The 25,070-nt window shown below is 53.1% G+C and carries 26 protein-coding genes, 1 tRNA gene and 1 pseudogene; 23 read left to right on the forward strand and 5 right to left on the reverse strand.

Annotated features, from left to right (window positions below):
* From QMN93_RS04745 to QMN93_RS04795, 11 genes and pseudogenes are all read left to right on the forward strand, one after another.
* Window positions 1-492, forward strand: a 492-nt coding sequence (locus QMN93_RS04745; RefSeq protein WP_323619194.1) for a T6SS immunity protein Tli4 family protein, incomplete at its 5' end; no start/stop codon positions are given.
* Between the two features lie 78 nt (window positions 493-570).
* Window positions 571-1,116, forward strand: a complete 546-nt coding sequence (locus QMN93_RS04750) for a hypothetical protein (RefSeq protein ID WP_264884728.1) — start codon at window positions 571-573, stop codon at window positions 1,114-1,116.
* Entirely contained in the window at window positions 1,113-1,661 is a 549-nt protein-coding gene (locus QMN93_RS04755) for a T6SS immunity protein Tli4 family protein (RefSeq protein ID WP_226852660.1), read from the forward strand. The genes QMN93_RS04750 and QMN93_RS04755 overlap by 4 nt, the downstream gene beginning before the upstream one ends.
* A gap of 63 nt (window positions 1,662-1,724) precedes the next feature.
* Window positions 1,725-2,003 (forward strand): PAAR domain-containing protein, encoded by a 279-nt coding sequence (locus QMN93_RS04760; protein ID WP_071789361.1) that lies wholly within the window; start codon window positions 1,725-1,727, stop codon window positions 2,001-2,003.
* 91 nt (window positions 2,004-2,094) lie between these two features.
* Window positions 2,095-2,394 (forward strand): hypothetical protein, encoded by a 300-nt coding sequence (locus tag QMN93_RS04765; RefSeq protein ID WP_193139784.1) that lies wholly within the window; start codon window positions 2,095-2,097, stop codon window positions 2,392-2,394.
* A gap of 575 nt (window positions 2,395-2,969) precedes the next feature.
* Window positions 2,970-4,049, forward strand: a complete 1,080-nt coding sequence (locus QMN93_RS04770) for a hypothetical protein (protein ID WP_193139782.1) — start codon at window positions 2,970-2,972, stop codon at window positions 4,047-4,049.
* Window positions 4,030-4,701 (forward strand): annotated as a pseudogene (locus QMN93_RS04775) (type VI secretion system baseplate subunit TssG); the annotation flags it as partial. The gene QMN93_RS04770 and the pseudogene QMN93_RS04775, both read left to right, overlap by 20 nt.
* The gene (gene tssJ / locus QMN93_RS04780) at window positions 4,679-5,224 is read left to right on the forward strand and encodes a type VI secretion system lipoprotein TssJ (RefSeq protein ID WP_074399142.1); all 546 of its coding nucleotides are present in this window, start codon (window positions 4,679-4,681) and stop codon (window positions 5,222-5,224) included. The pseudogene QMN93_RS04775 and the gene tssJ, both read left to right, overlap by 23 nt.
* Window positions 5,224-5,679, forward strand: coding sequence for a type VI secretion system baseplate subunit TssE (tssE, locus tag QMN93_RS04785; protein WP_193139780.1), 456 nt, complete (start codon window positions 5,224-5,226; stop codon window positions 5,677-5,679). Before tssJ ends, tssE begins: the two co-directional genes overlap by 1 nt.
* A gap of 14 nt (window positions 5,680-5,693) precedes the next feature.
* Window positions 5,694-6,065: a hypothetical protein gene (locus tag QMN93_RS04790; RefSeq protein ID WP_226852659.1), complete on the forward strand. Its 372-nt coding sequence runs from the start codon at window positions 5,694-5,696 to the stop codon at window positions 6,063-6,065.
* Between the two features lie 201 nt (window positions 6,066-6,266).
* Window positions 6,267-7,598 carry a VasL domain-containing protein gene (locus QMN93_RS04795; RefSeq protein ID WP_193139778.1) on the forward strand — a complete coding sequence of 444 codons (1,332 nt, stop codon included), beginning with the start codon at window positions 6,267-6,269 and terminating at the stop codon, window positions 7,596-7,598.
* Between the two features lie 49 nt (window positions 7,599-7,647).
* Here the strand turns inward: QMN93_RS04795 and QMN93_RS04800 are convergent.
* Window positions 7,648-7,719 (reverse strand) — tRNA-Arg (locus QMN93_RS04800).
* Between the two features lie 75 nt (window positions 7,720-7,794).
* A complete protein-coding gene (locus QMN93_RS04805; protein ID WP_029740160.1) occupies window positions 7,795-8,724 on the reverse strand; it encodes a formate/nitrite transporter family protein in 930 nt (309 codons plus the stop codon).
* Between the two features lie 315 nt (window positions 8,725-9,039).
* Here QMN93_RS04805 and mlaA point away from each other — a divergent pair, with 315 nt between their 5' ends.
* The gene (gene mlaA, locus QMN93_RS04810) at window positions 9,040-9,792 is read left to right on the forward strand and encodes a phospholipid-binding lipoprotein MlaA (protein WP_023312585.1); all 753 of its coding nucleotides are present in this window, start codon (window positions 9,040-9,042) and stop codon (window positions 9,790-9,792) included.
* A gap of 44 nt (window positions 9,793-9,836) precedes the next feature.
* On the opposite strand, the gene fadL is transcribed toward mlaA, so the two are convergent.
* Window positions 9,837-11,120, reverse strand: coding sequence for a long-chain fatty acid transporter FadL (gene fadL / locus QMN93_RS04815; RefSeq protein WP_064672903.1), 1,284 nt, complete (start codon window positions 11,118-11,120; stop codon window positions 9,837-9,839).
* A 372-nt stretch (window positions 11,121-11,492) separates the two neighbouring features.
* On the opposite strand from fadL, the gene QMN93_RS04820 reads away from it, so the two are divergent.
* The 4 genes from QMN93_RS04820 to sixA all read left to right on the forward strand — a co-directional run bounded on the left by QMN93_RS04820 (window position 11,493) and on the right by sixA (window position 16,168).
* Complete coding sequence (locus QMN93_RS04820; protein ID WP_024907659.1) at window positions 11,493-11,777, forward strand: YfcZ/YiiS family protein; 285 nt, start codon at window positions 11,493-11,495, stop codon at window positions 11,775-11,777.
* Between the two features lie 238 nt (window positions 11,778-12,015).
* Window positions 12,016-13,326: an acetyl-CoA C-acyltransferase FadI gene (gene fadI / locus QMN93_RS04825; protein ID WP_069303132.1), complete on the forward strand. Its 1,311-nt coding sequence runs from the start codon at window positions 12,016-12,018 to the stop codon at window positions 13,324-13,326.
* Window positions 13,326-15,473: a fatty acid oxidation complex subunit alpha FadJ gene (fadJ, locus tag QMN93_RS04830; protein ID WP_182383845.1), complete on the forward strand. Its 2,148-nt coding sequence runs from the start codon at window positions 13,326-13,328 to the stop codon at window positions 15,471-15,473. The genes fadI and fadJ overlap by 1 nt, the downstream gene beginning before the upstream one ends.
* Window positions 15,474-15,682: 209 nt before the next feature.
* A complete protein-coding gene (sixA, locus tag QMN93_RS04835) occupies window positions 15,683-16,168 on the forward strand; it encodes a phosphohistidine phosphatase SixA (protein WP_032659231.1) in 486 nt (161 codons plus the stop codon).
* A gap of 46 nt (window positions 16,169-16,214) precedes the next feature.
* Here sixA and smrB read toward each other — a convergent pair whose 3' ends face one another.
* On the reverse strand, window positions 16,215-16,766 hold the full coding sequence (smrB, locus tag QMN93_RS04840) for an endonuclease SmrB (protein WP_033146105.1): 552 nt from the start codon (window positions 16,764-16,766) through the stop codon (window positions 16,215-16,217).
* Window positions 16,767-16,911: 145 nt separating this feature from the next.
* Between smrB and prmB the strand changes: the two genes are divergently transcribed.
* From prmB to QMN93_RS04870, 6 genes are read left to right on the forward strand one after another with little or no spacing between them, the layout of a single operon-like run.
* On the forward strand, window positions 16,912-17,844 hold the full coding sequence (gene prmB, locus QMN93_RS04845; RefSeq protein ID WP_039023972.1) for a 50S ribosomal protein L3 N(5)-glutamine methyltransferase: 933 nt from the start codon (window positions 16,912-16,914) through the stop codon (window positions 17,842-17,844).
* Between the two features lie 60 nt (window positions 17,845-17,904).
* A complete protein-coding gene (gene aroC, locus QMN93_RS04850; RefSeq protein WP_029742149.1) occupies window positions 17,905-18,990 on the forward strand; it encodes a chorismate synthase in 1,086 nt (361 codons plus the stop codon).
* Window positions 18,991-18,992: 2 nt separating this feature from the next.
* Window positions 18,993-19,817 (forward strand): penicillin-insensitive murein endopeptidase, encoded by an 825-nt coding sequence (gene mepA, locus QMN93_RS04855; RefSeq protein WP_024908935.1) that lies wholly within the window; start codon window positions 18,993-18,995, stop codon window positions 19,815-19,817.
* Window positions 19,817-20,626, forward strand: coding sequence for a sulfite exporter TauE/SafE family protein (locus tag QMN93_RS04860; protein ID WP_038417370.1), 810 nt, complete (start codon window positions 19,817-19,819; stop codon window positions 20,624-20,626). The genes mepA and QMN93_RS04860 overlap by 1 nt, the downstream gene beginning before the upstream one ends.
* Entirely contained in the window at window positions 20,626-21,171 is a 546-nt protein-coding gene (locus tag QMN93_RS04865) for an elongation factor P hydroxylase (protein WP_033146101.1), read from the forward strand. The genes QMN93_RS04860 and QMN93_RS04865 overlap by 1 nt, the downstream gene beginning before the upstream one ends.
* Window positions 21,172-21,184: 13 nt before the next feature.
* A complete protein-coding gene (locus tag QMN93_RS04870) occupies window positions 21,185-21,460 on the forward strand; it encodes a YfcL family protein (protein ID WP_033146100.1) in 276 nt (91 codons plus the stop codon).
* 97 nt (window positions 21,461-21,557) lie between these two features.
* On the opposite strand, the gene mnmC is transcribed toward QMN93_RS04870, so the two are convergent.
* The gene (gene mnmC / locus QMN93_RS04875; RefSeq protein ID WP_182383844.1) at window positions 21,558-23,555 is read right to left on the reverse strand and encodes a bifunctional tRNA (5-methylaminomethyl-2-thiouridine)(34)-methyltransferase MnmD/FAD-dependent 5-carboxymethylaminomethyl-2-thiouridine(34) oxidoreductase MnmC; all 1,998 of its coding nucleotides are present in this window, start codon (window positions 23,553-23,555) and stop codon (window positions 21,558-21,560) included.
* Between the two features lie 158 nt (window positions 23,556-23,713).
* Here mnmC and fabB point away from each other — a divergent pair, with 158 nt between their 5' ends.
* Window positions 23,714-24,931, forward strand: coding sequence for a beta-ketoacyl-ACP synthase I (gene fabB, locus QMN93_RS04880; protein ID WP_023336433.1), 1,218 nt, complete (start codon window positions 23,714-23,716; stop codon window positions 24,929-24,931).
* The last annotated feature ends 139 nt before the right edge of the window (window positions 24,932-25,070 follow it).

Below are 25,070 nucleotides of genomic sequence, written 5' to 3' on the forward strand. Positions count from 1 at the left end.
GGCAGAAAAGATGAGGATATTCCATCTGCTAAAGGTGTGTGTATACCGAATGGGTTTATCCGGGATGATGGCGGAAAGCATAAAGAAAGTCTCACATTTCGGTATGAAAATGATGATTTTGTTTTTGGTGTCGATATGGATAATACAATTAAGGGTTCGGGAGACACCCTGTTTAACCGTGGTGCGCAAATTAATGAGGCACTTAAAACATCAAATCAGTACACCATAAAGAAAGTTGCACTCACACCGAACGGTATTCCGGCGGAGTCATGGCTATTTGGTGGTGTCCAAATCATCAGGAATCCGGCAACGGGAAAAGATGAAAAGAACACATTCTATAATTTTATGCTTTATGCTAATGAGCGCGATGCCACACCGGATAAGCCGAATCTTAACATTGGGTTCGGCAGTGAGTATAAAAAAACGCGTTACAGCGAAGAGCAGATGATTGAAATCTGGGACCGGCTGGTAAATTCCCTGCGCTATAAATGACAGGTAAAGATGGAGCCTGGCGTTGCACTCCGTCTCTTCCGAAGAGCCCGCCAGGCGTACAGAAAAGGAGTTCTCACCATGCAATGTATTTGTAAACTTATGGCCTTAGCGCTTGTTGCTGTCGGGATGCTTTGTATTACCCCTGTAACGGCATCCACGCCAGTGCAGAAGGACAGCCCAGTGATAAATACTTTGTTTGCGCAAACCAAACCACAGTGCATCGGGCGCTATGTGATTGACGTTCCCGAGTCGTTTAACAACCGGCTTCACGATATGATTTTTATCGATGATTTTAAAATTGAAAGTAAACCTCTCTATCCGCCTGCATTTAAACAGCGGGTGCAATTAAGAGAGCAGGAACTGAGTGATGCTATAAATAAGCCTGAAAATGAGTCTGTAAATGCACCGTTTATAAAAGAAAAAATTGCGTTGCCTGATGGTAATGGGGTTATTTTTGACAGAAATATTTCAGGGGGAGATGACCTCGGAAGAGTTTTAGAGGCACATGTATTTGTAAATGCAACAGCTTTTATTATTACGACGGAAATACTTGATTTATCCAGTCCTAAATATAGGGAAAGAAAAAAACATACACTAAAGCTGGTTTTACCGAGGCTCAAATGAATGAGAAGCCAGCCAAGCTGGCGGCCATGCAGTCTTTGATATCACGGTTAAGCGGCAGAAAAGATGAGGATATTCCATCTGCTAAAGGTGTGTGTATACCGAATGGGTTTATCCGGGATGATGGCGGAAAACATCTGGAAAAAATTACATTTAGTTATGAAAATGACGACTTTATTTTAGGTGTATATACAAACAATAAATATCCTGGTTCTGAGGACACCCTGTTTAATCGTAGCGCACAAATTAATGAAGCGCTTAAAACCTCAAATCAGTACACCATAAAGAAAATAGCTCTTTCTCCGAACGGTATTCCGGCGGAATCATGGTTGTTTGGTGGTATCCAAACCATCAGAAATCCGGCGACGGGGCAGGATGAAAAAAATACATTTTATGATTTTGATTTTAAAGCCAATGAGCATGCTGCTACAGCAGATAAGCCAAGGTTTGGTATTGGACTCACCAGCGAGTATAAAAAAACGCGTTACAGCGAAGCGCAGATGATTGAAATCTGGGACAGGCTAGTGAATTCCCTTCGTTATAAGTAGCGCTGGTAAAATTAGTCATGCTTTCCGTATACAGCCACAATATTTGAAAATAGAGGATGCGAAATGAGTGTCGGTTATTTTTTAAGAGTCGGTGATAGCACCACCTGTGGTGGGAAGATCCTTACCGGCGATCCAACATTTCAATGGTATGGCGTTTCTGCTGCCAGAGAAGGAGATATGGTTAACTGCGGTAAGCATCCGGGAACGTACAAAATCTTAGGCGGAGCTGCAGATACATTCGATGGAGGACAGGTTCTGGCAGGGTCACTTGACAGCTTTAGTTCCTGCCCATGTCACGCGAAATTTATACCTGGTATTCCGGATAGTTATTCTAAGGCCTAAGGAAGATATAAGGATATTTGAAAAAAAAACATCTCCACTGAAAAATTCAAATACTGCATCCCTTGAGGTGGAAGATAAAAAGGAATGATTAATGAAGGGTAAATCTCAATATAGTTTATTGCTTGCCGGCCTGATATCTCTGATTTTCATCACCGCTTGCCAAACGAAAGTGGTCACCGTTGAACGTAATAAAAACATTCAGATAGTTAATCCATTCTCGGGTTCAAGCCCTGATGGGCAATGCTATAAAATAACTGCTGAAAATAAAGGTTGTTATGGTCGTCTGGATAAATATGGTCATCCATTACAAATTCCTGAAATTGAAAATAAAGATATCAAAATTAGCCTGAGATTATTAAATGATAGAGATTGCAGAGAAAAAGGAATCTAATGTTCACTGGCAGTCAAGTAATGAGCAGGGCAGAGATCCGTACTGAGCGGCAGGTAGTCCGTTGAAGGAAAATGAGAAGTTTACAACGTGGAATATAAACTAGTTTACTTCGATTTATGTGGCGCACTATCAGGTACATTTTTAGATAACTAAGTTGATTTCAATTACATTTCCTCAATGGCGAAAAATTTCCCTGTTACTATAATTGAAGAGCTTTTATTTGAATAAGTTGCCCCATTTGCTTCACGAATCTTATGATCCCAGAACCTTCGGTATGGAGTGGGTTTGATAAAAAAGCGTTATTGATTGATATTTGCGACTATAGAAATAAAACGGTTTTGCCGAAAAGTGTAAGCATAAGCTTCTCGTGTATATTCTCAAGATAACTTACAGGAAAGAATGGCTTACTCTGAAAAATGAAACGCTACAGCGCTAGCTCTAAAATAACGTATGGTTAATATTTTATTTGAGTTTTTAATGAATGGCATGACATTCAGTTAATCTGGAACGTTGTGCATGATTTTTTTAAATTCTTTTTTAGTCTTTAATAAAACATACAAATATCGAGTTTTACTATGGCATGGCCTATACCTGATATTCCTGATAAAAAATCTCTTCCACCACCAAAGTTCTGGTTCTGGATAATAGTATTGGTACTGATGTTGATAGTGGGGGCCATTTCCAGCTTATGGATCTGGAATAAGGTAAATTATGCTGAAGTTTTCTTCTACGGTGCTCTCCCCGCATTGTTGATTTGGTTATGCTTATTCGGGGTGCTGTTTAATCGCTACGAGCAGTCTGTCGCAGCTAGTCGGGCTTGGGATTTCGAAAGAGAACAAACCAAAGCTGAATGGCGCAACTGGAGTCGACAGCAGCTTGCCGTGGTTGGTAATGTTTTGTTTTCTCCGGAAGAGAAAGGAATGGAGGCACTACTGGACGAGTTGGAAAAGGTTCCTGCATTTCCTAAAAAAGCTCGGCCATTATTCAACTGCCAGCATAGCTTTCAAGATTTTATGAAGGAAACAGACAGAAAGCTGGAGTTACAACATCCCGGATATCGTTATTCCCTGCACTCTGTTTATGTTTACCAGTCGCCAGATAGGATTGATGAAAAACGCATTGAGTTAATTTCTCAACAATGGGATCTTCTTCCCAATTTAATCTATTCCATGAAGACTCTAGATTCTTTCTATGATGAAAAGAATTTTGATGGGCTGGTATTAATGCTTTGTCTTCAGGACTGGCCTCATCGGCGCAGCGGGCAGTCAAGTGAGTTTATTTCTGCTCAGCTCCTTACGTCATCTGCTTATGCTCATCAGCATTCATTGCCTGTTATCGCTGGCATAACTCGTACGATGCCACTGGAAGAGGGTAAGCTTAACAATGAGTTAGATATGTTATTCGAATATGTTCAGCCCGATAAGCAGAGTCTGGAATACGTTTGGCTGTTGGGAGCGACTCAAAAAGCTGCTACAGAAATAATGCAATATGCAACTCTTCATCACTGGCCGCTGCCGGAGAAAAGACCTCTGCATTCTATCGATCTCTCCTTTGGACCTCCCGGAGAGATGGCCTTGCCACTTTCCCTCGCGATGCTGGCCGAGGCCGCCAATAAAACGGGTAAGGATCAACTGCTGGTATCCGGCCACGTTTGAGCCCGGCGGAACCGACAACATTTCGCAGTCGTTATTGGGTCTGGTGGGGCTTGGAATACCGGGCACGGCAAATCACATTGCCACGCCAGTGTCGCGCTTTCTGGCCCTGTTGGGAGTTCTGCAACAACCGGGCAAAACTCAGGAAGGGATGCAGGCACTGGTGAGCCTGTTGGCCCCCGATACGACGGTGCAGGTGAGTCCGTATTGTCTGCGGCCTGTAGAGATCGACAGGCCGCTGGGTTTTTACGGTGACGAAGATTTTCTGCTTGATGGCAATACGCCGCTGGGTGACGAAGCGATGGATGCCGGCAGCCAGCTGCTGATTGCGCTTGCGACGGACAACGAACATGAGGCGCAAGGCTGGAAACCGGATGGCCAGTTGTACATGGATTTCCTGGTGATGCTGCGGGTGTATCTGGGCTGGCGGTTTAAGGCCAGAATAACCCTGACGACGTCTGTTCGACTGCTGGCCGTACCCCCGCTGGGTGAGAACCCTTTCTGGCTGGGAATGAACGGCGTGCTGGGAGCAGAAGATGATAGCCATCCTGATGACATTCCTGAAACCTTTACGACAGAACTGGGCTATTACAGCGGGCTGGAGCCCGCGAAACCACAACAAGGAAACCGACGTGTCACGTACAAATTTAACTAAAACCGCGCGCTGGATGATGCCTCTCATGGCGCTTATTCTGACCGGTTGCGGGGTGACGCAGAGCGTTACCGACGGTACCAAATCGGCGTTTAATTCTGTGTTCTATAAAAAAATTAAAATCCTGCATCTGGATTTCACCGCGCGCGAAGCTCTGAACACCGACTCTCGCGAAAATAACTCGCTGTCTGAGCCTGTCGTGGTTAGGGTTTACCAACTCAAAGACCGCAAAACCTTTGATAAGACGGTTTATCAGCAATTGCTTCAGGATGATGTCAGTATTCTGAAAGACGACATGCTGGCCAGTCGTAATATCGTGGTAAAACCGGGGGGTGATGCAAGCCTTGATATGCCGATGGAAGAAGAGGCGAAGTTTGTCGCGGTGGTAGGGCTGTTCCGCCATCCGGACATGACCAACGACACCTGGAAGCAGGTTATCAAGCGCAGCGATCTGGATCCCGATAAACCGCGCATTCTGGAAGCCGGCGAGAACCATCTGACGCTGCAACCGCTTAAGGACGACTGATGCCCCAGGGACATAACACGCCTTCGCTGTATGAAATGCTAACCGGAAATTTTAGCGGTGGCCTCGACCTTAAACAGGTCAGTGAAGAAAATCAGGTCATCCTTTCGGTTCTGGACAACATGCAGCGCGTTCTCAACTGTCGCGCCGGCACGTTGGCGCACCTGCCTGATTACGGGCTGCCCGATATGACAAAAATCCTGCAGGGCATGCCGGGAACGGCCCATGAGCTCATGGGCACATTGTCTGCCGTCCTGCTCAAGTATGAACCGCGCCTGAAAAAGATAGACGTTGTTCTGCTGGAGCAGAACATTCCCGGCGAGCTGCGCTATGCCATTGATGCTGAACTTAAAGGGATTGGCCTGGTGCGTTATGGGACTGAGTTTATGCCCGAAGGACGGGTCCTGTTGCGGCATCTCAGGCAACAGCAGTATCTCGAAACAACACCTCGTATATAAGGTCAGTTAACACCATGTCAGTAAAATCACAGTTCCTGAAGAAGTTGCAGGCGCGACAACCTTCACCTGTTCCCGCAGTTAGCAAGAGTCAAGCCGATATTGCAGAGTTTCGCATGCGAATGGCTCAGCTTCAGGAGCAAATGGACGCGTGGCTGACAGATACCGGACTGAATGCAGAGCCACTGACGGTATACGTTCCTGACCTGCTGGTGGAGGGCGGGGCTTTTGATATTTCCGGTATTGTCCTGCGTTATGGTTACCGGGCGGTTAAGTTTATGCCGATATTTCTGTATGGACAGGGAGTTGCAGGCTGTGTCGAGGTGACTTTTTTTCCGGGTACAGCGCGATTTCTCAAGGACGCCTGTTCATGCGGGTGGGGAGCGTAAATGACTGGATCTTTACTCCCCCTGATAGGTCACCTCAGTCAGGAAAACTATTTGATGAAGGTGTTTTTTTCGATCTGATTTTAGCGCTGCTGTCATAGCAATAACATTCATTCCTTTATTCGTCATTGCGTTTCTACACGCAAAACTGCCTTACACATCAACTGACGAAATTAACCGACACGGATATGCAGGCCCTGCAGAATGACCACACATATAACGTTAAAAACCGGCGGCGACCCGCGTACGCTGCCAGATTATACCGCCCTCCGCGACGAACTCAGTAAGCTTACACATCCTGCTCGCCCTGATGTGAACTGGCAATATGTCCAAAGACTCTGTCTCTCAATGTTTGAACAGAACGGTGTGGAGTTGCAGACAGCAGCCTGGTACACCCTTGCTCGTACTCACCTGTCTGGATTAGCTGGCCTGAATGAAGGGCTGGCGATTCTGGAGGCCCTGATTAGCCACCAGTGGGACATCTTATGGCCGAAGACGCAACACGCTCGTATGGAAATCCTTAGCGGCCTTAGCCAGCGCCTGCAGCAGCGCATGCGTATGCTGCCATTCAACAGCAGCCATCTTAGTGAGCTTTATCGTGCTGAAGCGTTACTTACCAGCCTGAGCGCGGTGCTCCAGCGCCTTGAGCTTAAACACCTTAGCCAGTTCGATACGTTACGAACGTTGATACGTTCAAGTACTGAACGGCTGGAAAGCAGTAATGACACGTCCGATTTGAATGTGAACATGAATCCCGATAGCGAATCGACTCTGGAGAAAGCCGAACCGATCGAAGAAGTGAAATGGGTATATGTTGTGCATCAGGAAAATCAGCCGAATGGGGAGGATCGTACGACAGCCCCCGTGCCTGTCAGACAGTGGAAGCCCTTTATTACCGGGATGTGTTCCACGCTGGTGGTTTGTATCGCTGTGGCGTGGGGATGGGTTTCTTTGTCCAGACCCGACCCCCTGGCGACTCAGGCTTTTGCCTCTCTTGCTCCGTTACCTGAAGTGCTCACGCCTGTGCAGCAAGACGCGTTAACACTGCGAGGTACTTTACCGTCCACGTTTATTACAGACACGCAGCAGCAGCTTGCCCGCCTGGATAAACTGCCTCCTGACTGGAATCTTTCCTACAGCCTTCAGCTGTTAAAGCAGCTCCAGACATTATGGCCGGAGGAGGCGAAACCGCTCACAATGCAGTGGCAGCAAAAATTTAACGCGGCAGCGTTACCTGTCGACGCAATGAACAGCTGGTATCAGGGAATGATGACGCTTCAGCAACTGAGTCATCGGCTGAGTAGTTTGGATGAGCAAAAAGGAAAATACATCACGGTAAGCGAGCTTAAATCGGTGGTTTTTTCGACTATACAGTCATTTAACCAGACGATACCGGCTGAAGAACAACTCAGGCGCCTGTCACAGCATCCAGCAGGAGATGCGCTTCCTGAAGCAGAAAAGACTCAACTGGAGTTGCGTCTTAAACAGCTGGCAACGCGTTACGCTCAAATAAAACAGGATTCTTCTGCTCAGTGAATTCTGGCGGTAGACAGACGAATGTGCTGGAAAAAGCGGGAGGGTAAAGTGTCCCCTGCAGGAATCGAACCTGCAACTAGCCCTTAGGAGGGGCTCGTTATATCCATTTAACTAAGGGGACGAGGCGGCACGAGTATAGCCTTATTTACACTTTGCGTTAAGCACATCGCCGCCTGACTGCTCAAAGAGTCACCATTCAGGTCGATTTTTTTGTCGATTTATCATCATTTTCCCGTGCCTTAAGCTCAGCTTTGCGTTTGTTCGACATGTCGTTACGAATTTGGGCATGGCTTAAAAGCGCGAAGATAAACGTTCCGCCGCAAATGTTTCCTGCCAGCGTCGGAAGGGCAAACGGCCAGAAGAAATCGCTCCAGTGAAGCGTACCGTTAAAGACCAGATAGAGGATTTCAACGGTACCGACCACAATATGCGTGGTGTCCGCCAGCGCAATCAGCCAGGTCATCAATATGATCACCACAATTTTGGCGCTTCCCGCTGAAGGAAACATCCAGACCATCGTGGCGATAATCCAGCCTGAGATGATGGCGTTTGAGAACATCTCGACCGGCGTGTTTTTCATTACGTCCATGCCGATTTTCACAAACGCATCCCGGGTGGGTTCATCAAAGATCGGCATATATTCAAACGCCCATGCCGCGATGCCCGTGCCGATGATATTACCCAGCAGAACCACGCTCCAGAGCCGCATCAATAAACCGAAATTACCGAGTGTGGGATTTTGCATCACCGGCAGAACGGCGGTCACCGTGTTCTCGGTAAACAGCTGCTGGCGGGCCATGATGACAATAATAAAGCCGAAGGTATAGCCGAGGTTTTCCAGTAAAAATCCACCGGGTACGCCTTCCAGCTGCACATGAAATATCCCTTTCGCAAGCAGAGATGCGCCCATTGAGAGTCCGGCAGCAATGGCTGACCAGAAGAGGGCCATCGCGTCGCGCTCCATCTCTTTTTCACCATCCTGGCGTATATGCTCGTGGATGGCCATTGCGCGGGAGGGGAGGCGATCTTCATCAATTTCTATCTTCTCGCCGCGCGCTTTCTCCTCGCTTTCAATTTCAAGCTCCTCAGTGCTCTCGCCAATTTTTTCTTCGCCTACATCTTTCATATCTGCTCCCGGAGGTTGATCTTTCTGTTAAGCGTAGCGGCTTTTATCGGGATGCCTGTGGGGATGCTCTTAAATTGGCGGCAATGACAACAAAGGTGATACATCTCTTTCAAAGTCATTATAAAATTGCCAGCGAAACGAATTCCAAAAGCCAGGCTATGCTGAGATCAGAGTCACGGTGGTTACTGCCCGTAATTGTGCTCATAGACATCGGTAAACGTGCTGTTACAATCGCTTGCACGTTTACAGACGGAGCGTCAACGGCTCCGTTACGGATGGCAATCAACGATAGCCATACTGAACAGGGAGATATTTATGAAACTTCGGCTGTCGGCGCTTGCGCTTGGCGCGACGATGCTTGTGGGCTGCGCCAGCTCCGGTGAGCAAACGGGACGCTCCGATCCTCTCGAAGGATTTAACCGCTCAATGTATAGCTTCAACTACAACGTACTGGACCCGTATGTGGTTCGTCCGGTGGCAGTAGCATGGCGCGATTATGTTCCACAACCCGCGCGTAACGGGTTAAGTAACTTTACCAGCAACCTCGAAGAGCCTGCGGTAATGGTGAACTACTTCCTGCAGGGCGACCCGTATCAGGGGATGGTCCACTTTACCCGCTTCTTCCTGAACTCCATTCTGGGTATGGGTGGCTTTATTGATGTTGCAGGTATGGCTAACCAGAAACTGCAGCGTGAACAGCCACACCGTTTCGGCAGCACGATGGGACACTATGGCGTCGGGTATGGTCCGTACGTGCATTTACCGTTCTATGGTAGCTTCACCCTCCGTGATGATGGCGGCGATATGGTGGATACGCTGTATCCGGTCCTTTCGTGGCTGACCTGGCCGCTGTCGGTGGGTAAATGGACGGTGGAAGGGATTGAAACCCGCGCGCAACTGCTCGACTCTGATGGTCTGCTGCGCCAGTCTTCTGACCCGTACATTATGGTGCGTGAAGCGTACTTCCAGAATCATGACTTTATTGCCAACGGCGGCAAGCTGAAGCCGGAAGAGAATCCAAACGCGAAGGCGATCGAAAACGAACTAAAAGATATCGATTCGGAGTAAATAAAAAAGGTGAGCAATGCTCACCTTTTTTGATTCCAGCGCGATTAGAACGCGTAGTTGAAGTTCGTACCGAACAGCCAGGCTTTACCTTCAGAGGTAAACTCGTACGGACCTTCCTTGAACGTCACTTTCTGACCGTGCATATAAGATACGCCCGCATCGATGGATGCATTCTCGTTCAACGCATAGGTCGCGCCAGCACTTAACCAGAAGCGGTCCTGATCCGGAATGGAAATGGAACGTTTATCTGCCGGAACCGGGCTGTCGTCAAATGCGATACCGGAGCGGAAAGTCCAGTTCTTATCGTAGTAGTAGGTGGTACCCAACGCTATACGATAGGCGTCGTGGAAGCTTTCGTCCTTATAGAACAGCGTTTGACCATTGGTACCGGTCGCTTTCAGCTCCTGGAACTGACTCCAGCTGGTATAGGCCAGGCTATAGTGAATAGCCCATTGTGGTGCAACGCGGTTGTAACCGGAGACTTCCCACATTTCTGGCAAATGCAGCGACAGTGAACCCGGAACGGTCTGGTTGGACGTTCCCCAAGGAATGGTAGTGCCCGCACCTGGAACCAGATTGTTCACAGGCGTCAGGATACCGCTCTTGTAATCGCCGTCGAAGTCAATTTTCACTTCGGAACGATAGGTCAGGCCCCAACGGTTGTTTTTATCCAGCTCGTACAGGATACCGGCGTTCCAGCCATAGCCCCACTCATCACCTTCAAGACTGGCAATTTTATTGCTGTTTTTAGGCAGGCGAGCAGTCTGTTCCCCGGAATAACGTTCGATCTTGGCATCAGCGTAGACGGCATCAAAGCCCAGGCCAAAACTCCAGTTATCGTTCAGGCGATACGCACCGCTCAGGTTGAGGTTCAGCGTAGTAAGGTCTGTTTTACCGCCGTATTCACCAGCCGGGTAGTTGTTATTGAACTCGGTAGCCAGACCGTAGTTAGACGTTACGGATGCACCCCAGCCAAACTGTTCGTTGATAGGCGCAACGAAGTGCAGGTTTGGGATCCATGCTGTTGGGGCAATATTGTCCGCTTTAAGGCTCGCACCCGTGTAAGGCGACTTACCAGAAACGTTGACATCAGGATCGATATAAACCGCACCGGCAGAGAAAGTCGGACGATCGAACATCATGATCAACGCGGGGTTACGACTCGCGTTACCCGCATCATCAGCGATAGCGCCTTCCCCGGAATACGCACGGCCAAGGCCAGAGGAAGAAAATTCGTTTAACTGAAAGCCCGCTGACCAGGCGGAAGTGGAGACGAGTGCCACTGCGACTGCCAGCGCAGTCTTGTTGAACAGGGTTTTCTGGCTCATGACCATAACCTCATTGAGTTATTTTTATTCAATAATTGTTACATACCGTAACAGGAGCGCGAAGTGTAGGGTCTGAGGTATGACAGACAAATCAGACCAGTGGCCAGAGTATAGGTCTGACCAGCCGGAATGTTGCAAGTTTGTTTATTAATATTTTCAAACATGTTTCGTGAAACGAGATCTGGTTGGCAAAATTGTGACCATCACGACTCACCCAAAAGGGTGGTTTTTGTTTTAGATCATTTTTTAGTGTGATATTGGTCACTTCTCCGATTTTGCGCCATTAACGGCTGGAGAGCGCCCGCTCCGGGGCGTAAAATATCAGCATCGTGTCTATCTCGCGCGCTGCGCGAATACAGAGGAAATTGAGCTATGAGTAAATGCAGTGCTGATGAAACCCCGGTTTGCTGCTGTATGGATGTTGGGACCATCATGGACAACACCGATTGCACCGCCTCTTACAGCCGTGTATTCACCAACCGTGCCGAAGCGGAAGAGACCCTGACCGCGCTGAGCAAGCGTGCGCGTGACGTTGAATCCGATCCGTGTGAAATCAAGTCTACCTTTACCGAAGTGGAAGGCGGCGTGAAGCTGGACATCGACTTTGTCTTTGCCTGTGAAGCAGAAACGCTGATTTTCCAGCTGGGCCTGCGTTAATCTCTGCGGCCTGATGCCCTTCCCCCCAGCCCTCTCCCACGGGAGAGGGTGCAAACACTAAAAACGGTAACCTATGGGTTACCGTTTTGCTTTTTCCTTGGGGGCATTTTCTTTTTCTTCTCTGTGTTTTAGCTCGCACTTTTTCGTTTCCCCGATTGGCTGAATGTAAAAAAATGGTTAAGACTATTATCAGGTCAGACCACTTTATGTTTGCGAAAATTTTTTACAGGGGAGTGTTATGAGTCAGGCATTACCGCTTATTACCCGTCAGGGCGATCGCATTGCCATAGTCAGTGGATTGCGCACGCCATTTGCGCGTCAGGCAACGGCGTTTCATGGCATACCGGCCGTCGACCTGGGGAAAATGGTAGTGGGGGAGATGCTGGCTCGCAGCGAAATTCCGCCTGAGGTCATCGAACAGCTGGTATTCGGTCAGGTCGTGCAGATGCCTGAAGCCCCCAATATTGCGCGTGAAATCGTCCTCGGTACCGGGATGAACGTGCATACCGATGCCTACAGCGTCAGCCGCGCCTGCGCAACCAGCTTCCAGGCTGTGGCTAACGTCGCTGAAAGCCTGATGGCGGGCACTATTCGCGCCGGGATTGCGGGTGGAGCGGACTCCTCTTCGGTGCTGCCAATTGGGGTCAGTAAAAAGCTGGCTCGCATCCTGGTGGATGCCAATAAAGCCCGCACGACGGGGCAGAAACTCAAACTCTTCTCGCGTTTACGCCTGCGCGACCTTATGCCTGTACCACCTGCCGTAGCGGAATACTCCACTGGCCTGCGCATGGGCGATACCGCCGAGCAGATGGCAAAAACGTACGGCATTACGCGTGAACAGCAGGATGCCCTGGCGCATCGTTCACATCAGCTTGCGGCAAAAGCCTGGTCGGAAGGCAAGCTGGCCGACGAGGTCATGACCGCCTATATTCCCCCCTACCGTGAACCGCTTGTGGAAGATAACAATATTCGCGGCACCTCAACGCTGGCGGATTACGCCAAACTGCGCCCGGCGTTTGACCGCAAACACGGCTCGGTGACGGCGGCGAACAGTACGCCGCTGACGGATGGCGCCGCCGCCGTGATCCTGATGACCGAATCCCGCGCGAAGGAGCTGGGCATCACTCCCCTCGGCTATTTACGCAGCTATGCCTTCACCGCAATTGATGTCTGGCAGGACATGCTGTTAGGTCCGGCGTGGTCCACGCCGCTGGCGCTGGAGCGCGCGGGGCTGACGCTGGCTGATTTAACCCTGATTGATATGCATGAAGCGTTTGCCGCGCAAACCCTGGCAAACGTACAGCTGCTGGCAAGCGAGCGTTTCGCGCGCGATGTGCTGGGCCGTGCCCATGCCACGGGCGAAGTGGATCAGAGTAAATTCAACGTGCTGGGCGGCTCTATCGCCTACGGTCATCCGTTTGCCGCCACAGGGGCGAGGATGATCACGCAAACTTTACATGAACTCCGTCGCCGTGGCGGCGGGTTTGGCCTCGTTACCGCCTGTGCGGCGGGTGGCCTTGGCGCAGCAATGGTTCTGGAGGCTGAATAATGGATATGCCATCTGCATTTAATCTGACGGTTCGCCTCGATAACGTGGCCGTTATCACGATCGATGTGCCTGATGAAAAGATGAATACCCTGAAGGCCGAATTTGGTGTTCAGGTGCGCGCGATGCTAAAGCAGATCCGCGACAACAAAGCGATTCGTGGTCTGGTCTTTATCTCTGCCAAGCCGGATAACTTTATCGCCGGCGCGGATATCAACATGATCGCCCGGGCGCAAAGCGCTCTGGAAGCCGAAGAGCTTGCGCGTCAGGGCCAGCAGGTCATGGCGGAGATCAACGGTCTGCCGATCCCGGTTATTGCCGCGATCCACGGTGCCTGTCTGGGCGGCGGGCTTGAGCTGGCGCTGGCCTGTCACAGCCGGATTTGCACCGACGATGCGAAAACGATTCTGGGTCTGCCGGAAGTGCAGCTGGGCCTGCTGCCTGGCTCCGGCGGAACGCAACGGCTGCCGCGCCTGGTGGGCGTCAGCACGGCGCTGGAGATGATCTTAACCGGTAAACAGCTGCGCGCCCGTCAGGCGCTGAAAGCCGGTCTGGTCGATGACGTCGTGCCGCAGTCCATTTTGCTGGAGGCCGCCGTTGAGCTTGCGCTGAAAGGGCGTCAGGCAAAACGTCCTCTGCCGGTACGTGAGCGCGTGCTGGCCGGCCCGCTGGGAAGAACGCTCCTGTTCAACATGGTGGGCAAAAAGACCGAACAAAAAACCAAAGGCAATTACCCGGCGGCAAAGCGGATCCTCGAAGTGATCGAGACCGGGCTGTCGCAGGGAAGCAGCAGCGGCTATGCCGCGGAGGCCAAAGCCTTTGGCGAACTGGCGATGACGCCGCAGTCGCAGGCGCTACGCAGCATCTTCTTCGCCAGCACGGAAGTGAAAAAAGATCCGGGCAGCGAGGCGCAGCCTGCGCCGCTGCGTGCGATTGGCGTACTGGGTGGGGGGCTCATGGGTGGCGGAATTTCTTTTGTTACCGCCAGCAAAGGCAAATTGCCTGTACGAATCAAAGACATTAATCCTAAGGGGATCAATCACGCGCTGCAGTACAGCTGGCAGAACCTTGATCAAAAGGTCAAGCGCCGCCATATCAAGGCAAGCGAGCGCGACAAAACCCTGGCGATGATATCCGGTACGACGGATTACAGCGGTTTTGCGCACCGCGATCTGGTGATTGAAGCCGTGTTTGAAGATCTGGCGCTTAAACAGCAGATGGTGGCAGACGTTGAGCAACATTGCGCCCCGCATACCATTTTTGCCTCCAATACGTCGTCATTACCGATTGGCGATATCGCGGCGAAAGCCGCGCGCCCGGAGCAGGTGATTGGGCTGCATTTCTTTAGCCCGGTCGAAAAAATGCCGCTGGTGGAAGTTATTCCGCACGCGACTACCAGTTCGCAAACTGTTGCCACCGTGGTGAAGCTGGCGAAAAAACAGGGCAAAACCCCGATTGTGGTAGCGGACAAAGCTGGCTTCTACGTCAACCGCATTCTGGCTCCCTACATTAATGAAGCAATGCGGTTGCTGACGGAAGGGGAGAAGATTGAGCACGTCGACGAGGCGCTGGTAAAGTTTGGTTTCCCCGTTGGCCCAATCCAACTTTTGGATGAGGTGGGAATAGACACCGGCACTAAAATTATACCAGTGCTGGAAGCTGCATATGGCGATCGTTTTAGCCCACCTGCAAACATTGTTTCTGCGATTTTGAAGGACGATCGCAAAGGCAGAAAAAATGAACGCGGTTTCTATCTTTACGGCGCGAAAGGGCGTAAAAGCAGGAAACAGGTCGACCCTTCGGTATATGGACTCATTTCGACCACAGGTCAGGGAAAACTGTCCGCCGTTCAGTGCGCTGAGCGCTGCGTGATGATGATGCTCAATGAAGCGGCGCGCTGCTTTGATGAGCAGGTGATTAAGAGTGCACGCGATGGTGACATCGGCGCGGTATTTGGCATTGGTTTCCCGCCGTTCCTTGGCGGCCCGTTCCGTTACATGGATACGCTCGGCGCGGGTGAAGTGGTTGCTATCCTGCAACGTCTGGCTTCGCAATATGGTCCACGGTTTACGCCGTGTGACGAATTATTGCAGATGGCGGAACGCGGCCAGACATTTTGGCCTGCAAGGGAAACTGTCCTCGTAAGCTGAGGTCAAAGAAGGGTAAATCCTGAAGTGAATGGACCTGTTCTGGCGATTTTGTAAACAGAGATTGACTATACTTACGCCATTGAGGTAAAAAACAGCGTTTCATTCACCGAATGGATCAGGCACAATGCCCGGCCATCGGGTTTTCTACCTCTTAGCATTTATCGCGGGTAGTTAACGCCGGTGATTCTGGTTAACAAAAGCGGTGCAATATGCAAGTTTTTATCATGCGTCACGGCGACGCGGCACTCGATGCCGCCAGTGACTCAGTACGTCCTTTGACCGTCTGTGGCTGCGACGAATCTCGTCTGATGGCGACCTGGCTTAACGGTCAAAAAGTGGACATCGAACGCGTTCTGGTGAGTCCGTTCCTGCGTGCAGAACAGACGCTGGATGTGGTAGGGGAGTGTATGAACCTGCCGACCAGTGTGGATGTTCTGCCTGAACTCACCCCGTGTGGCGATGTAGGCCTTGTCAGCGCTTATCTTCAGGCGCTGTGCAATGAAGGTGTCGCTTCCGCGCTGGTCATTTCCCACCTGCCACTGGTTGGCTATCTGGTTTCTGAGCTGTGCCCGGGCGAGACCCCGCCGATGTTCACGACATCCGCCATTGCCAATGTTTCTCTCGACGAAACGGGCAAAGGTGTCTTCAACTGGCAAATGAGTCCGTGCAACCTGAAGATGGCAAAAGCTATCTGACGTGACGTGCGATATGGCGGGGCGCAATGTGCTTCCCGCCATTCTGTCAGGGCAACTCTGGCGGCTGCCACTCTTCCACTTCAATCAACACCAGCAACGCGGCATCTCCGCCGTACTCTTTCGGTGCCTGATGAAAAGCCATTACGTGTGGGTGCTGGGCCAGCCACAGCGGCGTTTGTTGCTTGAGGATATGTTTACCGTGGCCGTGCATCACGCAGGCGCAAAAAACATGTTCACGGCGACAGGCGGCGATCAACGCCCCCAGCTCTTGTTTCGCCTGCATCTGCGTTAAACCGTGCAGATCGAGAAACAGCTCCGGCGAATAATCCCCGCGGCGTAATTTTTTCAGCTCAAAATGGCTGACGTCTTCGCGTACGTACTTCACAGCCCCTTGCGTGTTGAGCAGCGGCTGAAATTCATCTGAAAAATAGTGGCTGTTATCGGCCTGCTCCTGCAGAAGACGCTTGACCGGTACTTCGCTGATTTTTTTACGCAGCGGGCGATGGACGATGGTGTCCTGCGTGATTTTACGCGTCCCGGTCATCAGCTGACGGAAGAGCGCCTGATCCTCCTCGCTGAGCGATGTTTTCTTTTTCATTCGTCATTCTCATCTCGTATTTCCGACAGTGTACCCGACTAAACGCATTTTTTAACCTCAAGCGCGACGCGTCATTGCTGATTTATCGCCGTCTTCATGGCAAACTAGCCGCCGAAAATTATGCGAGCATGCCCTGGAGGAAAGAGTGGATAAAATTTTTGTCGATGAAGCAGTAAACGAGCTGCATACCATACAGGACATGTTGCGCTGGTCGGTTAGCCGCTTCAGCGCCGCTAATATCTGGTACGGTCACGGTACCGATAACCCGTGGGATGAAGCCGTACAGCTGGTGCTGCCGTCTCTCTACCTGCCGCTGGACATTCCGGAAGACATGCGCACCGCGCGCCTGACTTCCAGCGAAAAACACCGCATCGTTGAGCGCGTGATCCGCCGCGTGAACGAGCGCATTCCAGTCGCCTATCTGACCAACAAAGCCTGGTTCTGCGGCCACGAGTTCTATGTTGATGAACGCGTGCTGGTGCCGCGCTCGCCGATTGGTGAGCTGATCAACAACCACTTTGACGGTCTGATTGGCCATCAGCCGCAGCACATTCTCGATATGTGTACCGGCAGCGGCTGCATCGCGATTGCCTGCGCGTACGCCTTCCCGGAAGCGGAAGTGGACGCCGTCGATATCTCCACCGACGCGCTGGCCGTGACCGAGCACAACATTGAAGAGCATGGGCTCATCCATCACGTTACGCCAATTCGCTCCGACCTGTTCCGCGATCTGCCGACGCTGCAGTACGATCTTATCGTCACCAACCCGCCGTACGTCGATGCGGAAGACATGTCCGATCTGCCGAACGAATACCGTCACGAGCCGGAGCTGGGTCTGGCGTCAGGCTCTGATGGCCTGAAGCTGACCCGCCGCATTCTGGCCTGCGCGCCGGATTACCTGACCGACGACGGCGTTCTGATTTGTGAAGTGGGCAACAGCATGGTACATCTGATAGAGCAGTACCCGGATGTGCCGTTCACCTGGCTTGAGTTCGACAACGGCGGTGACGGCGTCTTTATGCTGACTAAAGCGCAGCTGCTCGACGCGCGCGAACACTTCAGCATCTATAAAGATTAATCCAGCGGGCTTCGGCCCGTTTCACAACGCTCAAACACAAACTACAACATCGGAGCCGTGATGGCAGGAAACAGTATTGGACAGTTATTCCGCGTGACCACCTTTGGCGAGTCGCACGGGCTGGCGCTGGGCTGTATCGTTGATGGCGTACCGCCAGGCATCGAACTGACCGAAGCCGATTTACAGCACGACCTCGACCGTCGTCGCCCGGGCACCTCTCGCTACACCACGCAGCGTCGCGAGCCGGACCAGGTCAAAATTCTCTCCGGCGTCTTTGAAGGGCGCACTACCGGGACCAGCATTGGCCTGCTGATCGAAAACACCGATCAGCGCTCCCAGGACTACGGCGCCATCAAAGACGTCTTCCGTCCGGGCCACGCCGACTACACCTACGAACAAAAGTACGGCTTCCGCGACTATCGCGGCGGCGGACGTTCTTCCGCGCGTGAAACCGCGATGCGCGTGGCGGCAGGGGCGATTGCTAAGAAATACCTGCAGCAGAAATTTGGCATCGTTATCCGCGGCTGTCTGACCCAGATGGGCGACATTCCGCTGGCGATCAAAGACTGGGATCAGGTTGAACAAAACCCGTTCTTCTGCGCCGATGCCGACAAGCTTGAGGCGCTGGATGAACTGATGCGTGGCCTGAAAAAAGAGGGCGACTCCATTGGCGCGAAAGTGACCGTGGTAGCTGACGGTGTCCCGGCTGGCTGGGGCGAGCCGGTATTCGACCGTCTCGACGCCGACATTGCCCATGCGCTGATGAGCATCAACGCAGTGAAGGGCGTTGAGATTGGCGACGGCTTTGACGTGGTTCAGCTTCGCGGCAGCCAGAACCGCGATGAGATTACGAAAGCGGGTTTCCAGAGCAACCATGCGGGCGGCATCCTGGGCGGTATCAGCAGCGGGCAGCAGATTGTTGCCAACATCGCGCTGAAGCCAACTTCCAGCATCACCGTGCCGGGCCACACGATTAACCGCGATGGCGAAGAAGTTGAGATGATCACCAAAGGACGTCACGATCCGTGCGTGGGGATCCGCGCGGTGCCGATCGCAGAAGCGATGCTGGCGATCGTGCTGATGGATCACTTCCTGCGCCAGCGCGCGCAGAATGCGGATGTGACGACCACCATTCCACGCTGGTAAACATGAAAAAAACCGCAATTGCTCTGCTGGCGCTGCTTGCCAGTGGAGCCAGTCTGGCCGCGACGCCATGGCAAAAAATCACCCACCCTGTGGCGGGGAGCGCGCAGTCCATTGGCGCCTTTTCCAACGGCTGTATCGTCGGTGCCCAGGAGCTTCCTCTCCAGTCTGATACCTATCAGGTGATGCGCACCGATCAGCGGCGTTATTTCGGCCACCCGGACCTGGTGCTGTTCATCCAGCGTCTGGGAAACCAGGTGCATAACCTTGGGCTGGGCACGATGCTGATTGGCGATATGGGGATGCCTGCCGGCGGTCGCTTTAACGGTGGACACGCCAGCCACCAGACCGGACTGGATGTCGATATCTTCCTGCAGCTGCCGAAAACGCGCTGGACCTCCGCCCAACTGCTGAAACCGCAGGCGCTGGATCTGGTGGCGAGCGACGGTAAGCGCGTTGTGCCGTCCCTGTGGACGCGGGATGTATCCAGCATGATCAAGCTGGCGGCAGAAGATAACGACGTCACGCGGATTTTCGTTAACCCGGCCATCAAGCAGCAGCTCTGCCTGGATGCAGGAACCGATCGCGACTGGCTGCGCAAAGTGCGCCCGTGGTTCCAGCATCGTGCGCACATGCACGTTCGTCTGCGCTGCCCGGCGAATAGCCTGGAATGTGAAGATCAGCCGCTACCACCGCCAGGCGATGGCTGCGGTGCGGAACTGCAAAGCTGGTTTGAGCCGGCAAAACCTGGAACCTCTAAGCCTGAGAAGAAGACACCGCCTCCGTTGCCGCCTTCCTGCCAGGCGCTACTGGATGAGCATGTACTTTAATGGATAATTTCGTCGATCTGTTTATGGTGTCGCCGCTGCTGCTGGTGGTGTTGTTCTTTGTGGCCATGCTGGCTGGTTTTATCGACGCGCTCGCGGGCGGCGGCGGGTTGTTAACCGTGCCCGCGCTGCTGGCGGCGGGCATGAGCCCGGCGCAGGCCCTTGCCACCAACAAGCTGCAGGCCTGCGGCGGTTCGCTCTCGGCGTCGCTCTATTTTATCCGCCGCAAGGTGGTGAGCCTTGCCGATCAGAAGCTCAATATCCTGATGACCTTTATCGGCTCCACGTCGGGCGCGCTGCTGGTTCAGCACGTGCAGTCCGATATTTTGCGCCAGATCCTGCCGATTCTGGTCATCTGCATCGGGCTTTACTTCCTGCTGATGCCAAAGCTCGGTGAAGAAGACCGCCAGCGTCGCCTGTACGGCCTGCCGTTTGCCCTGATTGCCGGGGGCAGCGTGGGTTTTTACGACGGTTTCTTCGGGCCGGGGGCGGGTTCATTTTATGCGCTGGCGTTCGTGACGCTGGCCGGGTTTAACCTCGCCAAATCCACCGCCCATGCCAAAGTGCTCAACGCGACCTCAAACGTCGGCGGCCTGCTGCTGTTTATCATCGGCGGCAAGGTTATCTGGGCAACCGGATTTGTGATGATGGCAGGGCAGTTCCTGGGCGCGCGCGCGGGCTCGCGTCTGGTATTAAGCAAAGGACAAAAACTTATTCGCCCGATGATCGTCATCGTCTCGGCCGTAATGAGCGCCAAACTTCTTTATGACAGCCATGGACAGGAGATCCTCACCTGGTTGGGGATGCACTAATGAACAGTACGCATAAATACGAACAGCTGATTGAGATTTTCGACGGCTGTTTTGCTGACGATTTTAATACCCGTCTGATTAAAGGCGACGACGAACCGATCTATCTTCCTGCTGATGCGGAGGTTCCGTATAACCGCATCGTCTTTGCCCACGGCTTTTATGCCAGCGGCTTGCACGAGATTTCGCACTGGTGCATTGCGGGGAAAGCGCGGCGCGAGCTGGTGGACTTCGGTTACTGGTACTGCCCCGATGGACGTGATGCCGCCACTCAGGGCCAGTTTGAAGATGTGGAAGTGAAGCCGCAGGCGCTGGAATGGCTATTCTGCGTCGCGGCGGGTTTCCCGTTCAACGTCAGCTGTGACAACCTCGAAGGCGACTTCGAGCCAGACCGTATCGTCTTCCAGCGCCGCGTTCACGCGCAGGTGATGGAATATCTTGAGAAAGGCATCCCGGAACGTCCGGCACGCCTGATCGAGGCCTTACAGAATTATTACCACACGCCGGTTATCACGGCGGAATGCTTCCCTTGGCCGGAAGATCTTTAACAGAGGAAAGAAGATGATCGCAGAATTTGAATCACGCATTCTGGCGTTAATTGATGACATGGTGGAACACGCCAGTGATGATGAGCTGTTCGCCAGCGGTTATCTGCGTGGTCACCTGACGCTCGCGGTAGCCGAGCTGGAAGCGGGGGACGATCACTCTGCCGACGCCGTTCACGCTGAAGTCACTCGCAGCCTGGAAAAAGCCATTCTGGCCGGGGAGCTCTCGCCGCGCGATCAGTCTCTGGTGCTGGGCATGTGGGACACTTTGTTCCAGCAGGCTAAACGCTAAGTCATCGTATTTCACCCGGTGGCGCTGCGCTTACCGGGCCTGTGAATATCCCCTCTCCCTGTGGGAGAGGGTTAGGGTGAGGGCACCAGACCGCACCTTACTTAACCTTCTTCCCCTTCAGCAGTTTCCGTACCCACAATCGATTCGGATTCAGCCCCGCAAGCGTAACCCTGTCCAGCGGAATCGGCTCGTCGCTCATTTGCGCGGCTAACACTTCTGCCAGTAGCGGTGCGGAACAGAGCCCGCGAGATCCTAATCCACCCAGCATAAACAGCTCCGGATAAACCGGCGCGCTTACCGCGTTATCCCGGTTATCAGCAAGATCCTGATAGGCCTCAAGCGTCGCGTCGTAGTCCGGCACATTTCCCACCATCGGCAGATGATCGCGGGTGGCGCAGCGCACGCCGCAGCGCGCGTCACCCTCGCTGACGTCAACCTCTCTCGCCCACGCCGCATCCGGGAAACAGTCAATCAGGCGCTGGCGGTTCTGGGCCTGATCCGCGTCGCTGTAGCGCATATCCGTTTCGCCACGATGATAGCTGGCCCCGATGCAGTGGTGGCCGTTAGACGGATTTTGCGGCGTCAGATAGCCGTCATAGCACAGCACCTGACGCAGTTTGCTCAGTTCGGGCGCGGAAGGAATATGGCTTACCTGGCCGCCGACCGGATAAACCGGCAACGTCTCTGTCTGGATAAACTGGCTGATGTTATGTCCGTTTGCCAGCACAACGCTGGCATGGCTCGCCTCTTTGCCATCAGCAAAACGCAGATTCCAGCGTTCTGTCCGGCTCAACGATTCAACCTTGTGAGCATAATGCGCCGTCAGCCCGCGCGACTGCGCCAGGGCAATGACCGCCGCGGTCAGTTCAGCCGGGCACAGCCAGCCGCCGAGCGGATACTGAATGCCCCCACACCCGGTTTCCACGCCAGCGGTGTCTGCCACCTCTTGCGCACTTACCGCGCGTGCAATCTCGTCAGGCAGGCCCAGTGACAGCATCTGCGTGATTTTTTGCTGGCTCTTTTCATCCCAGCCGAGCTGCGTCACGCCGCACCAGTCATGATCGAACGCCACCGGCAGGGCGTCGTACAGGCGACGGGCGAAGGTAAACGCCGCCGGGAAAAACCGGAACAGGGCCGGGTCGTGCGCGCTTAAAAGCGGATAGAGCGCCCCCTGGCGGTTGCCGGACGCGCCGCTTGCTGGCGCGTCGTCAGCACAGTAGACCGTGACCTGCCAGCCGCGGTGGAGAAGCGCGAGAGACAGCAGAGCGCTGGCGATCCCCCCGCCGACTATCGCCACCTCACGGGATGCGCTGGCGCTGCGTGCAAACCAGGGGGCACTTGCGGGGATGTCCAGCGTCTGCTCCATTCTGCCGACCAGCATGTCGCGCTTGCGGCCAAAACCTTTGGTTTTCTGCATTGTAAAGCCCGCCTCCTGCAGCCCGCGGCGGACAAAGCCTGCCGAGGTGAAGGTGGCAAGCGTTGCGCCCGGGCGTGCCAGCCGCGCCATCGCGCTAAACAGATGCTGGCTCCACATGTCCGGGTTTTTGGCGGGGGCAAAGCCGTCAAGGAACCACGCGTCCACCGTCTGATTCATCGAGTCATCGAGCGTATCGGTCAGGTCATTGATGTCGCCAAGCCATAAATCCAGCGTCACGCGTCCGCCGTCCAGAATCAGACGGTGGCAGCCGCCAATGTGGGGTGGCCACTGCGCCTGAAGCTGCTCCGCCCAGGCTGCAAGCTCTGGCCAGCGCTGATGAGCGAGCCGCAGATCGTGCGCGGTGAGCGGGAATTTTTCAAAACTGATGAAATGTAATCTTTGTAGCGTAGCCTCAGGTTGGGCAGCGTGAAACTGGTCAAACGCCTGCCAAAGGGTCAGAAAATTGAGCCCGGTGCCGAATCCGCTTTCCGCGACCACAAACAGGCTCCGCGGATGCTCCGGGAAGCGGGTGCTGAGCTGGTTTCCGTCGAGGAAAACATAGCGAGTTTCTTCGAGTCCGTTATCATTAGAAAAATAGACGTCATCAAAATCTCGGGAAACAGGTGTACCCTCAGCGTTGAATTTGAGGTTGGCGGGTTGTATAGCGTTTTGTTTCACGTAAGTTACTCGTCTGACAGGCAGTGGCACGATCTTAACGATGTGAGTCCATCGGTGCAAATTTCCGCAGAAAATGTCTGATCGGACTTGTTCGGCGTACAAGTGTACGCTATTGTGCGACTCGAAACTTACTATAGTGCGACTTACAGAGGTATTGAATGAAACGTGCAGTGATTACTGGCCTGGGCATTGTTTCCAGCATCGGTAATAACCAGCAGGAAGTCCTGGCATCTCTGCGTGAAGGACGCTCCGGGATCACTTTCTCTGAAGAGTTTAAAGATTCAGGTATGCGTAGCCACGTATGGGGTAACGTCAAACTGGACACCACCGGTTTGATTGACCGCAAAGTGGTTCGTTTCATGAACGATGCCTCTATTTATGCTTATCTCTCCATGCAGGAAGCGATCAAAGATTCCGGCCTGAGCGAAGAGGTTTATCAGAACAACCCGCGCGTGGGTCTGATCGCCGGTTCTGGCGGCTCATCAAAAGCGCAGGTATTCGGCGCTGACGCAATGCGTAGCCCGCGTGGTCTGAAAGCAGTAGGTCCGTACGTGGTCACCAAAGCCATGGGTTCTGCGGTTTCCGCGTGCCTGGCGACCCCATTCAAAATCCACGGTGTGAACTACTCCATCAGCTCCGCGTGTGCGACTTCCGCGCACTGCATCGGTAATGCTGTTGAGCAGATCCAACTGGGTAAACAGGACATCGTATTTGCTGGCGGCGGCGAAGAGCTGGGCTGGGAAATGGCCTGTGAATTCGACGCGATGGGCGCACTGTCCACCAAGTACAATGAAACCCCGGATAAAGCCTCCCGTACCTATGATGCACACCGTGACGGTTTCGTTATCGCGGGCGGCGGCGGTATGGTTGTGGTTGAAGAGCTGGAGCATGCCCTGGCACGTGGCGCGCACATCTACGCTGAAATCGTGGGCTACGGTGCAACGTCTGACGGCGCCGACATGGTTGCGCCATCCGGCGAAGGCGCGGTGCGCTGCATGAAGATGGCGATGCACGGCGTTGACACCCCAATCGACTACCTGAACTCCCACGGTACCTCTACTCCGGTAGGCGACGTGAAAGAGCTGGGTGCGATCCGTGAAGTCTTCGGCGACAACAGCCCGGCAATCTCTGCGACCAAAGCCATGACCGGTCACTCTCTGGGTGCGGCTGGCGTGCAGGAAGCGATCTACTCTCTGCTGATGCTGGAAAACGGCTTTATCGCGCCAAGCATCAACATCGATGAGATGGACGAGCAGGCTGCTGGCCTGAACATCGTGACCAAACCAACGGAAGCGACGCTGACCACCGTCATGTCAAACAGCTTCGGCTTCGGTGGCACCAACGCCACGCTGGTTATGCGTAAGCTGAAAGCATAAGTTTTACGTTTGATTCCGGAAGGGAGCCATAAGGCTCCCTTTTTTTATGCATTGACAAGCGGCTGATCTCACAGGCAAACTTCACCCCTCAACATTATCCTCACGATAATGCGTAAGCGTTTAACGTCAACCAACGCAC

Source organism: Enterobacter sp. R-1.6.2 (assembly GCF_035064085.1).
Lineage (GTDB): Bacteria > Pseudomonadota > Gammaproteobacteria > Enterobacterales > Enterobacteriaceae > Enterobacter > Enterobacter asburiae_B.